At 58.8% G+C, this 11,930-nt stretch carries 10 protein-coding genes and 1 riboswitch; of the genes, 3 read left to right on the forward strand and 7 right to left on the reverse strand.

Annotated features, from left to right (window positions below):
- Nucleotides 1-650: 650 nt before the first annotated feature.
- The 7 genes from CK228_RS33535 to CK228_RS33565 all read right to left on the reverse strand — a co-directional run bounded on the left by CK228_RS33535 (nt 651) and on the right by CK228_RS33565 (nt 6,634).
- A complete protein-coding gene (locus CK228_RS33535) occupies nt 651-1,466 on the reverse strand; it encodes a hydroxymethylpyrimidine/phosphomethylpyrimidine kinase (RefSeq protein ID WP_063169417.1) in 816 nt (271 codons plus the stop codon).
- A complete protein-coding gene (locus tag CK228_RS33540) occupies nt 1,457-2,062 on the reverse strand; it encodes a thiamine phosphate synthase (RefSeq protein WP_063169416.1) in 606 nt (201 codons plus the stop codon). The genes CK228_RS33535 and CK228_RS33540 overlap by 10 nt, the downstream gene beginning before the upstream one ends.
- Nucleotides 2,059-2,832 (reverse strand): thiazole synthase, encoded by a 774-nt coding sequence (locus CK228_RS33545; RefSeq protein ID WP_024504259.1) that lies wholly within the window; start codon nt 2,830-2,832, stop codon nt 2,059-2,061. The genes CK228_RS33540 and CK228_RS33545 overlap by 4 nt, the downstream gene beginning before the upstream one ends.
- 1 nt (nt 2,833) lies before the next feature.
- Complete coding sequence (gene thiS, locus CK228_RS33550; RefSeq protein ID WP_024504260.1) at nt 2,834-3,031, reverse strand: sulfur carrier protein ThiS; 198 nt, start codon at nt 3,029-3,031, stop codon at nt 2,834-2,836.
- Entirely contained in the window at nt 3,000-4,001 is a 1,002-nt protein-coding gene (thiO, locus tag CK228_RS33555) for a glycine oxidase ThiO (RefSeq protein WP_063169415.1), read from the reverse strand. Before thiO ends, thiS begins: the two co-directional genes overlap by 32 nt.
- The gene (gene thiC / locus CK228_RS33560) at nt 3,998-5,833 is read right to left on the reverse strand and encodes a phosphomethylpyrimidine synthase ThiC (RefSeq protein WP_063169414.1); all 1,836 of its coding nucleotides are present in this window, start codon (nt 5,831-5,833) and stop codon (nt 3,998-4,000) included. Before thiC ends, thiO begins: the two co-directional genes overlap by 4 nt.
- Nucleotides 5,834-5,936: 103 nt before the next feature.
- Nucleotides 5,937-6,053, reverse strand: a riboswitch (TPP riboswitch).
- A gap of 317 nt (nt 6,054-6,370) precedes the next feature.
- On the reverse strand, nt 6,371-6,634 hold the full coding sequence (locus CK228_RS33565) for a hypothetical protein (RefSeq protein ID WP_082826710.1): 264 nt from the start codon (nt 6,632-6,634) through the stop codon (nt 6,371-6,373).
- A 491-nt stretch (nt 6,635-7,125) separates the two neighbouring features.
- On the opposite strand from CK228_RS33565, the gene CK228_RS33570 reads away from it, so the two are divergent.
- Genes CK228_RS33570 through CK228_RS33580 form a run of 3 tightly spaced genes read left to right on the forward strand, consistent with a single transcriptional unit; the run spans nt 7,126 to nt 11,584 of the window.
- Complete coding sequence (locus CK228_RS33570) at nt 7,126-8,463, forward strand: metallophosphoesterase (RefSeq protein WP_063169413.1); 1,338 nt, start codon at nt 7,126-7,128, stop codon at nt 8,461-8,463.
- Nucleotides 8,464-8,465: 2 nt separating this feature from the next.
- Nucleotides 8,466-10,532: a hypothetical protein gene (locus CK228_RS33575; protein ID WP_063169412.1), complete on the forward strand. Its 2,067-nt coding sequence runs from the start codon at nt 8,466-8,468 to the stop codon at nt 10,530-10,532.
- Nucleotides 10,529-11,584, forward strand: a complete 1,056-nt coding sequence (locus CK228_RS33580) for a hypothetical protein (protein WP_063169411.1) — start codon at nt 10,529-10,531, stop codon at nt 11,582-11,584. Before CK228_RS33575 ends, CK228_RS33580 begins: the two co-directional genes overlap by 4 nt.
- The last annotated feature ends 346 nt before the right edge of the window (nt 11,585-11,930 follow it).

Consider the following 11,930-nt stretch of genomic DNA (forward strand, 5'->3'; position numbering starts at 1 on the left):
TTATCGGTTGCTGGCGGGCGGGCTATGCGATTGAAAACAGGAGAGTTTTCTGGCTAAGGGTGGGGTTTCAGACTGAGTTTACCAATGCCCTTAATGACGATTAATTCTGGATTGGCATCAGGTGATTGGGTTTGCGCAGAATATAGCCGCCCTTATTGGTAAACCCGCTCACGGTCGACAACGGATTGGTCAACCTAGGACGACAGGATTGGTAAACCGGAGCCGCCCTATCGACGAAGGTCTAGCTTGGCGCATTCACTGTCGCCGGTAGGCAGATATTCGGGCGACAATCGGGACCAGCGTGCGACGCCGCCAAGCGTGAGACACGTCGGCTACGCCGCAAATCGACACGGTTTGACCGGGCGCAATACCGCACCGATCTTCTAATCTCGGCTTAATTCCGGAGAGAGGCAGATAATTCCGGACGCCACACTGATTGGTAACCTAAGGCCACCCACCACGCGGATTGGTAGCCCACAGGAATAGGTTTGGTAACCCTTATCGAGTGAGGGCCGCTCGTACCTTTCGGCGGGTTCGTTTCAGTTCTAAGCCCGGCTTAATTCTGGACAACGACAGATAATTCTGGACGGCACAGTGGAACTCAACGCGTTGTAAGGATGGCATAGAGAAGCAGTAGCCCTCCAGTCTCGCTACTGGAAAAATTCTGGAAAATGGGTCTGCTTGGCTGGACGCAGAACGTTGTGATTATTCAGCCGGCATTTCTGAAGCTTCTCGAACACAAACAGCTTGCCTTCGCGCACGCTATCTTCGAGCGACTTCGCCTTCGCCAGATGCGCCGCAATCGCGCTGGCCAGCATGCAACCTGTTCCGCGCATCGATATAGCAAGGCGCGGCGTGTCGAAGTGGATGGGTTCATGATCGGAGCGTAACAGAATATCGGCCGATCGGGGACCCGACGCGTGCCCACCCTTGATCAGCAGGGCCTGAGGGCCGACGGCCTGCAGTCTTTGTCCTTGTTGGAGCGCACCGTCCTCATCCGAAGCCGGTTCGGAACCAGTAAGGAGCGCCAGTTCAGGAAGGTTGGGCGTGACAATGCAGCAAAGCGGCATCAAATCGCGCTTCATGGCAGCGATAGCGCCTGCTTCCAGAAGTGCGCGGCCTGAGGTGGAGGCCAGCACAGGGTCGAGTACTGCCGGCACTTGCGGAAATTTGCGCAGCACTGCGGCAACGGCAACAATGATCTTGGCAGTCGCCAGCATGCCGATCTTGATTGTGGCTACGTCGTTGGCCTGTAGCGCGGCACACATCTGATTGGCCACCATGCTGGGTGGCGAATGATGGATTTCGATCACGGCGTCGTGCGTTTGCACCGTTAGCGCTGTGACGGCGAGACAGGTGCGCACGCCAACGGCAGAGATCGTCTCGATGTCGCGTGCTATTCCAGCACCCCCGCTGGAATCTGATCCGCCAACGACAAGCACATGCGGTTCTCGTCTCATCGCCATCGGTCCGTCTTTTCGATCCATTCTCGCGTGCGCGCTTCGGGGTCGAAGCTCAACGTGATGTCCGTGACCACTGCGGCGCTGTTGGCGCCGGCCTCAAAGACGCCGTCGAGGCGGTCGGGGTTGAGGCCGCCGATGGCGACCAATGGGATCGGCGCCACCCGCCGCTTCCACTCGCTGATCCGCTCTAGCCCTTGCGGTGCCCACTTCATTTTCTTCAAAGTGGTGGGATAGATCGGACCGAGCGCGACATAGTCGGGCTCGGCAAACATGGCCGTTTCCAGCTCGACATGATCATGCGTGCTCAATCCGAGCCTGACGCCCGCTGCCCGTATCCTCGAGAGGTCGGCCGTTTGCAAATCCTCCTGGCCCAGATGCACGAAATCGCAGCCTTCCTCGATTGCCAGGCGCCAATAATCATTGATGATGAGCTGGCTTTTGTGTTGGACACACCAGGCCTTCGACTTGCGGATCTCCGCGCGCAGCCCGGTTTCATCCATGGTTTTGATGCGAAGCTGAATCAGCTTGACGCCGAGCGGCGCCAACCTTTCGATCCAGGCGGCGCTGTCGACGATCAGGTAGAAGGGATCGAGCTTCATGAAAAAACGGCCCTGCCGACCATCGGTGTCGATGGCACGGCGACGTCGCGCGGTTCGAGCATTCCCGAACTGAACGCCTCACGACCGGCGTCGACCGCCTTACCGAAAGCACGCGCCATGCCGACCGGATCTGCCGCCTTGGCGACCGCTGTGTTCAGGAGCACGGCGTCAAAGCCGAGTTCCATGACGGTGGCCGCGTGCGACGGCCGTCCGAGCCCCGCATCCACAATCAGCGGGACGCCAGGGAAATATCCGCGCATCGAGCGCAGCGCCGTCATGTTGACCGGTCCCAAGGCGGAACCGATCGGTGCGCACCACGGCATCAGGACCTTGCAGCCCGCTTCCAGCAGCCGCTCGGCGACAACGAGATCGTCGGTGGTATAGGGGAATACCGCAAAGCCGTCCTCGCACAGGATGCGGGCGGCTTCAACCAGACCGAACACATCCGGCTGTAGCGTGTCGTGATTGCCGATCACTTCGAGCTTGATCCAGTTGGTGCCGAAGACCTCGCGCGCCATTTTCGCGGTGGTGACGGCTTCCTTGACGGAGAGGCAGCCGGCGGTATTGGGCAGGGTTCTGGCGCCCAGCGAGCGGATCAACGACCAGAATTGTTCGCCGGCCCTACCGCCCGCCATCTCACGCCGCAACGAGACGGTCACCACCGACGTGCCCGATGCCTTGACTGCATCGGCAAGGATGGCCGGCGAAGGATACTGAGCCGTGCCGAGAAGCAGGCGCGACGAAAGCTCGGTTCCATAAAGCTCCAACATGCTAGCCGCCCTGCATGGGCGAGAGGATTTCGATCCGGTCGCCGTCGCTCAACTGGAACTCCGCGCGGTTGGCTTTGTGCACGAGGTCGCTGTTGACGGCGGTGGCGAGCCAATCGCCCTCATAGTCGAGCGCGGCAAGCAACTCGGCCAGCGTGGTGGCGGCAATCTCACGCGCCTCGCCGTTGACCATCAGTTTCATGAGCATGCTCCTTGGTTCTGTCTTGACTGAAAACCAGGTCGGCAGCCTGGCGCGCCATGGCGGGGGCGAGGAGAAAACCGTGACGATAAAGACCGTTGATCGCGATGATCTCACCGTCTGTTTCGACGCGTGGCAAATTGTCGGGAAATGCCGGACGGACACCCACACCGGTTTCAACGATCTCGGCCTCACCAAAGGCCGGATGGAGGGCATGGGCGGCGCCCAGCAGCTCCATCATGGAACGCGCCGTCACCGGTCCGGCGCTCTGGCTTTCAATCATCGTCGCTCCGATCATGAAACGGTGATCGGTGCGCGGCACGGCATAAAGCGGAAAGCGTGGATGAAGCAAACGGACCGGCCGCGACAGCGAGACATCAGGCGTGCGAAGGATCAGCATTTCGCCGCGAACACCGCGCAGCCTGTCATCGGCCGCTGCCATTCCCATGCAGTCTATCTGACGGGCGAATCCCGAAACAGGCCGGGCGTCGCAGCCGAAGTGGAATTTGACACCCATGGTCGCAAGCTTGTCATGAAGTGCCGCCATCGCCGGGCGTGGGTCGAGGTGAGCCTCGTCGGGGAAGAGCAATCCACGCCGGAAGCGGCCGGCGAGGTCGGGTTCCAGGAGCGCAATTTCGTTTTCATCGACGCGCCGATGCCCTGACGTGCGACTGGCGAACCGGTCAAGCTCACCGGCATCACGCGGCGCGGCCACGACCAATGTCCCGGCCCGTGTCACCTGACCCGACAGCACCGCATCCCACCAGTCGGCAGCATCGCGTCCGAGATCCAGCACCGGCTGCTCCGCGCTTTCGCGCTCGCACCATGGCGCCAGCATGCCGCCGGCGAACCACGACGCGTTGCCACCAAGGCCATGCCGCATCTCGGCGACGGTGACCGTCGCGCCGCGGGCGGCGAGTTCGAAAGCGACGGTGAGGCCGGCAACGCCGGCCCCTTTGACGAGCACCCTCATGATGGTTTGGGAGCCTCTGGCACGACCGGTACGCCAGTCTCGTCCGCCTGCATGTAGAGATCGCCGCCCTCCCGGTATTTTGCCGCCATTGCCGCCATGCCTTCCTTCTGGGCCTCGGCACGGATGTCGTGGGAAATGCGCATGGAGCAGAATTTCGGCCCGCACATCGAACAAAAATGTGCCAGCTTGTGCGCCTCCTTGGGCAAGGTCTGGTCGTGGAAGGACCGTGCGGTTTCGGGGTCGAGCGACAGGTTGAACTGGTCCTCCCAGCGGAACTCGAAGCGCGCGCGCGAAAGGGCATCATCCCTGGTTTTCGCTGCCGGATGGCCCTTCGCCAGATCGGCTGCATGGGCGGCTATCTTGTAGGTGATCACGCCAATCTTGACGTCGTTGCGGTCGGGAAGGCCGAGATGCTCTTTCGGCGTGACGTAGCAAAGCATTGCGGTGCCGAACCAGCCTATCATGGCGGCACCTATCCCTGAGGTGATGTGGTCATAGCCCGGCGCGATGTCGGTCGTCAGCGGCCCCAACGTGTAGAACGGCGCCTCACCGCACACTGCGAGCTGCTTGTCCATGTTCTGCTTGATCTTGTGCATGGGGACATGGCCCGGGCCTTCGATCATCACCTGGCAGTCCTTTGCCCAGGCAATCTTGGTGAGTTCTCCAAGTGTTTCCAGTTCGGCGAATTGCGCCGCGTCGTTCGCATCGGCGATTGAACCGGGACGAAGGCCGTCGCCGAGCGAGAAGGAGACGTCATAGGCTCTGGCGATGTCGCAGATCTCCTCGAAATGCTCGTAGAGGAAGCTCTCCCGGTGATGGTGCAGGCACCATTTGGCCATGATCGAGCCGCCGCGCGAGACGATGCCCGTGACCCGGTCGACGGTCAGCGGGATGTAGTGCAGCCGCACGCCGGCGTGGATGGTGAAATAGTCGACGCCTTGCTCGGCCTGCTCGATCAGCGTGTCGCGGTAGACCTCCCAGTTCAGATCCTCGGCGATGCCGTTGACCTTTTCCAGCGCCTGATAGAGCGGCACCGTACCGATCGGCACCGGCGCATTGCGCACGATCCAGTCGCGGATGTTGTGGATGTTGCGGCCGGTCGACAGGTCCATCACCGTGTCCGCGCCCCAGCGGATAGCCCAGACCATTTTTTCGACCTCTTCGGCCATCGACGATGTGACAGCCGAGTTACCGATGTTGGCGTTGATCTTGACCAGAAAATTGCGACCGATGATCATCGGCTCGCTCTCGGGATGATTGATGTTGGCGGGAATGATTGCGCGCCCGCGCGCCACCTCGTCGCGCACGAATTCGGGTGTGACGAAATCTGGGATCGCCGCGCCGAAGGCTTCGCCGTCGCGTTGCAGCTTGCCGCGCATCACCTCGCGGCCGAGATTCTCGCGGATGGCTACGAACTCCATTTCTGGCGTGATGATGCCGGCGCGCGCATAGGCAAGTTGGGTCACCGCCTTGCCCTGCTTGGCCTTGAGCGGCCGATTGCGTATCGGAAATTCCGGTGTCAGGCGCTCGCCGGTGGCGAATCCATTGTCTTCCGGCCGGACGTGGCGGCCGTCATAGGCTTCGACATCGCCACGCGCCGTGACCCATTCGTGGCGAAGCCGGGCAAGGCCTTTTTCGATGCTGGTTTCGACTGATGGATCGGTGTAGGGGCCGGACGGATCGTAGACGGTGACGGGCGGTTCGCCGGCCGTCGGATGGACGGAAATCTCGCGCATCGGCACCCTGATCTGCGGGTAGAGGACGCCGGGCTTGTGGATTTTCCGCGAGGCGGGCAGTGGTCCCGTCGATACGGCGGGGGTGAGGGCATTCATCGTGAGGCTCCTTTGCTCATGCATTGGAGACCCAGTTCTGTGCCGGAAGGATGAAAAGACGCTTCTGTAGACCTGCTGCAACAGGACCTCGGGCGTAAACTCCCGCAAAGCGCTTGCACCGTCCCTACGCCAGTATGAACTGGATCAGGTTCAACGGGTCACTGCGCCGCGAAAGCCAGCAGTATCTCAGCCCCTTGCCGGGACTCCCCTGGTGAATGCCTTAGGTTGAACGGGCTGACGCTATCTTGTCAAGCGCATTCGGGCGCCTTCGGCCGGTGGCGACGACCGGCGGCCAGCCGGGCGGAGAGCTCGCGCATGCATCGGGGACAAGTCACGCCCCGTAGACCGGGGCTGAATGGCCAAAGCCTCATTCGCTTCGTGAAGGATGGAGAAACTGTATTGGCCATGTGCGCGTATCGACCAAGTAGCTCAGGCGGTCACGGATGTGGTTATTCTGGTCGAAGGTGACGAACGGCCTTGGGGGTCACCTCCTTTAGGATTCAGAGGTTGGAAGACGGCTTCTCGCGATCACGGCCATCAGGAAATACCTGTCTTCGGCTCAACCTCGACATGGCGTCCGATCGACCGCAGATATACAGCTATCTCGTTCATGAGATGATCGCGTTCGCCGTAGATTTCAGCAATCCTACGCAGCTGTGGCTCGACGGCCCTCCGTTGCGCTGGCGTGAAATCAGCATCGCCAAAGACGTATCCCAAGTTGCCAATCGCGCAAATTTTGCAGCCGGCGTCCACAACTGCTTGTACGAATGCCGGAATGTCTTTTTCTTGCATGGTCTTCATGTCGAACCTCTCGTGAATGGCGTGCTTGCGCCCCAATCTGCCTTTTCAGCGTGTCCTCTGGGCGGCGCAAGCCCTGAGCGTGACTGTGCACGGGCAACCTCGACTATCCCATCTGCCACGCTCTTTAGAATCGGTGGGGTCTGGTGATCGCAGGCTGGGCCACTCAAAAGCCTGCAAGAAGAAAGTCATGGCGACCATTGCTCAAGATCGCAAGGGTGCGTGCAAGACCTTCCGTTGGCAGTCATGCACGCTCGCTCAGAGATAGTCCGGCCGCGGAAATTCTCCCTTATTCGTAAGAAAGCTCATTGAGCAACTGGGCATTGAGCAACTGGGTCTCACGTCACGGGTCTCGTGTGCTTCACAGCCGAAAAATAGCCGCCGTGGCAATTCTCGAAAAGTGCAGGCTACCTCGTTAAGGACACTGCGGATGATCGTTCGCGCTTGGCAAAAGCGAACGGATTAGTCTATGGCTCTCGGCAGGGGGGCGAGTTATGCGGCGGGTGCGAATCCTTCAAGTAGGCGATATTCACTATCCGGACTGGCATCCTTCCTCTAGCAACATCGATGCCAAGGATAGCAAGTTCGCTCCGAAAATAACGCAGAAGCTACGCGCGTCTTCGCTGCGTGCCGTCTTGACGAAACTTCGGCGGCTGACGACTTCGAAGCCCTTGGATTCGATCGCCTTCATGGGGGATTTCACGAGCCGTGGCGACAAGACCTTCATTGCTTCGGCATTCCAGCATTTCACGTTGCTCTGCCGCGCACAGGGACGCAGTTCAAAGGCGCTTCCGTTGATATTCGTACCGGGAAATCACGATGTGAACCGTGATGACGCGCGCGAACTTGGACCGACTGAGAAATTCAGCGAAATGGCGAGTTTAGCCGCCCGCTTGGGTTGGCAGACCGTTCCCGTGGACCAACCCGTGCACTTCAGACTTCCGACAGGATCCGCAGGCGCAAACTTCATCCTCGTCAACACAGCGATAGGCAGTTGGGAGCTTCAAAACCTTCCCGCGTTCCTTCGTGATCGTCTCGAGGCACTCAGTCCTTCTACAGAGCCTCTAGATCTCGGCTCGCCGGACATCTCGGGACATTCGCCCGCGACACCTCCCAGCGATCCAGACAAGGAGGCGTCCGACGACGAGTATTACGGTCAGATGGACACGCCATACATCTCGCGTGAGATGCTTGCAGGCCTACAGGAATTGCTCCAGCAGCCCGACATGCGTTACGGCATCATAATCGGCCATCACAATCTGCTGCCACAAAAGACTCCGCGCATTACGCCATACGCGGAGATGCTCAACAGCGGATTTGTCAGAACTCAGCTGCTGCAGGGCAACAAGCCTATCGTCTACCTGCATGGACACATACATGCTGATCCGGTCGAGATCGTCAACGATCCAAGGTTTCCGGACGGCAAATTGATCTGCATCTCAGCACCAGAGATACAGTCAGGTTTCAATGAGCTCGTCTTCTTCACGACCGATCAGGGAGAGCTCGTCGGCATCCGACTTATACCCTACCGCACCAATGTCGCCGACGGGACGGTCATGGAAGGCGAACATTGCTTTATTTCGACCATGTCCAACGGCAAGGCCTTTCTGAACAACGACACGTTTGACCTGCTGCGCCGACTGCGCGACCATGCCACCAGGCGCGGGAATGGGTTACTCTTCTGGGACGAGATCACTGAGATTGCTGCCTCCGCCGAGCTCGGGCTAGATCTGGAAGACTCTCTTCTGATGCTCCAAGCGGCGCGCTTCATCGAGATAGACGGCCTCACCAAGGCAAACTCGGCTTGGCGCATTAAGGTAAGGGACGAATAGCGATGGAGAATCCGTTCGGCCCCAACAGGATCGAGTACGAAAGCCGCCCGATACTGTGGTTCAGTCAGAAGTCGGCGTTGATTTCTGCCGCCGCCAAGCCGGTCTTCGTCGCAGGGACGAGAGGCAGCGGCAAGACCAGCATTCTTCGCTCGCTTTCCACAGTCCATATTCTTGAAGACAAAAGTCTCTCGGACCAAGTCGGCAAGCTCGCTTGGTATGGCGTCTTCTTCCAGCTCAATGAGACATTCTCGCCCCTAATCGACAACGCCGTTCTGAACCTCATTCCGGAGCGGATACGCTTCGACACGGCCGCCGTGATCCCGCGGCAATTCGTAATCTTCTCTCACTATCTGGAGCTGAAGATAGTCGAACGCCTGCTCGAGAGCATCGGCCAGCTCAGACGCGACGGCCACTTGAAATACCGGGCCTCCGAAGATAGGGACGTCGCCCTGGCACTGCATCGCGAAGTGCTGCACTTCATACCCCAACCTGCCCGTCTCGACTTCTTCAGCATCGATGAGCTGCGGGGTGGGATAACCCGGTACGTCGACGAATGCTTCAACGCGTTCTTCTTTGCCGCCGATGCCGGAGCGACCGGCTTCAGAGCAACAGACCCTGGCGCGATCATTAACAAGGTCGCGACCGCGATCACTCCACTTTTAAATGGCCCATCTTTCGCCGGTGACAGGGCGCCCTTCTTCAAGATACTGATTGACGACTGTGAAGCACTGACACCGCTCCAACAGCAGTTCCTGAACACCTTGGTGAGAAAGACGCGCGGCAACGTGAAATGGGTCCTCGCCTACATCGGCGGCCTCTACGACACGATCCGGACGATCATACCCGGCCAGTCGCTCTCGAATGCTGACCGGGACGTCGAGAATCTTGATTCAGTCGATCCGAGGGAGTTCGCCACGCTGTGCGAGAACGTGTCGTCGCTTCGGCTGTACTATGCGCTTCCTGACCATCTGCGGAGTGATCTCGAGCGCAACGATGCGCTCAGCGCGTTTTCGCTCAAAAACCGGCTGGGGCGGCTTTCCGTCAATGACATCATCGAGCGGGTTATCATATCGGGTCATTCCGAGGGCAGAGAAGAGCTTGTGGCACTTGCTGATGCAGCACGTGAATTCCTCTCCGTGAATTTGAGGACGGCGGATCAGCAGCAATTCCTTCTTGATCGAAAAGCGCGCCCTTATGCCGAAGGGCTGGCGCTCGCGCTCATGAACCCGGAAATTAAGCGCCGGCCCATGAGCAAGGCGGATGCTTCAAATCTGAAGAGGTCGATCGCCCGGAAACAGGGATGGGCTTTTCTGAAAGCGTGCCAGATGCTGCGTCTGCATGACTACCCGTACGTAGGGCACCAGATCATCACATCATTGAGCGACGTCTGTATACGCGATTTCCTTGATATAATGGGAGAGATCTTCCGCCGCAGTGTTCCGAGTTCCAGTGATCCACGAAAACTGGTGGAATTCATCAACTCGGATTTACAGATTCATCTCGAACAGCAGAGACAGGCTGTGAACGCCGCCTCTCAACGGAAGCTTGATGGACTTCAGGCGCTTTCACATCCGTACGAAGAAGAGAGCGTGCGCATGGTGCGGGCGTTGGGTTACCTGACCGCTCGCCTCCAGACAGAGTTTGCCGAAGAAAATGCTCTAGGAACGACAGAGAGAGGCATTTTCAGGGTTGATCTAAAGGAAATGCGCTCGCTGGTGAACCGACTGGAGCAACCCAGCGGAAAACTGGACGAGGTCCTGCGTCGGGCGGAAAGGGATGGGTTTATCCGGGAGGTCTCCGCCGCCGGCAACTTTGAGGTGGACCGCGCCGACCCCGCATCGAAGGAGATGATGATCAGATTGCATCGGCGATTTGCACCTTACTTCGGGTTCTCCTATCGCGGCCCGTACGAAATCAACACAATCCCTGCGGCGCGGATGGTCGACCTGCTTTTTACCAGGCATCGGCTCCCAGAAGACTGGGCCGACTCGGTGTTTAAGGAGCTCGTCGCGCGGCCCGCACTCAAGACCGAATTCCAGCACTCGCTTTTCGAGAGCGATCTCGAATGACCGCTTCAACTGTCGAGTATCGAGTCTTCGGCCATCTGGCCGTCACCGAGAAGGCGAGAGATGCAGGTACCTGCGAAACGATGGAGGCAGATATCGCGATCGTCGCGCTTGGATGGGAAACGCGTTTCGCCGCGTTCGAAAACCATCTTGACCTGAAGGTCGGCAAGATCGTGGTTCTGGACTTTGCTCTGAAGGAAGCGAACGTCCCAGCCGTCGAAGAAAACCGGCGAAAGCTCATCGCTATGGGTACCCGATGGGGCGTCGAAGTGACTGTGATCACCCTCGAGCCTTCCATCGAGTATCAGAAGAACATCAATCTCCTCGATCACCTGCTCACTCAGATGGCCGCTTCATGTGGCTCATACGAAGGAAGCCTGCGGAAGGTTTTCGTCGAGTGCTCGACGATGCCGCGAATCTACATCCAATGGCTGATTGCGGTGGCATTCAAGAAAATGTCGATTCAGTCTCTCGAATTCGGGTACGCCGAAGGTATCTACGGGAACGCGATCGGCAAAGAGGATTTTTCCAGCGGCTTGGACCGATACGTCACCGTCCCTCATCTTCAAGGCAGCGGAGGAATGGGCGAAGAGAAAGTCCTGCTCGTGGGGATCGGAGGAGATGCCGACGTATTCTACGGATTGATCGATATCGTCAGTCCGGAACGGATCTCGCTCCTCGTCCCAAGAAGCGACAAGAATGCGCATATCGATGCTTTGCTCGATCAACAGGTGGCCAAGGTACGTGAAACCCACCGGCTCGAAGATGGCGAAGTTCGCGACATCCAGGCTTTCGGGCTGATGGCCCACCTCGATGCTTTCGAGACGTATCTCGACGGGTTCGGCTCGCGTGCGGTGGTGAACGTTTTTGTCAGCGGCCCGAAGGTTCAGGCCATCGCTGCTGCCGTGCTCGCCTGCTCCGACAGCCGCGTCCATCTCAAGGCAAGAATTCCCACCTCCTATGCCCATCGTGAAGTCTCAGCGAATGGGCGGTATCATATCTATAGGCTGATTGACCTGACATCCCCTGCCTGCAGCCTTCCCGGGACGTTCTGACACTATCTTGCATTCGAGTAGCATCATGGTCCCAGTAGCCGTTCCGCCAAGCCTTCAGCGCATGTTCGTGTCGCCCGATCCGGTCGATGGGGGGCTAATTCCCACTTGGAAGCTGCTCTACATCAGATCAGGGGGGAATGCAGACTGGCAGAATTCCGTCTAATTAGCGACTAGCTAAAACATATACTCAGGCGAGACTGTTCAGCATAGAAATAGTGAGTCGGCCGTGAACTATCCGCAAGCCATTGATCTGGCCTGTTGATTGAGGCGGATAGCGGCTTTGGAATTGCAGGATTAGCGGTATTTGGACGCTGTTTTCCTGCAATTCGGTTTTGCGATTCCCTTG

Origin of the sequence: Mesorhizobium sp. WSM4312 (assembly GCF_002294875.1) — a bacterium.
Taxonomy (GTDB): Bacteria; Pseudomonadota; Alphaproteobacteria; order Rhizobiales; family Rhizobiaceae; genus Mesorhizobium.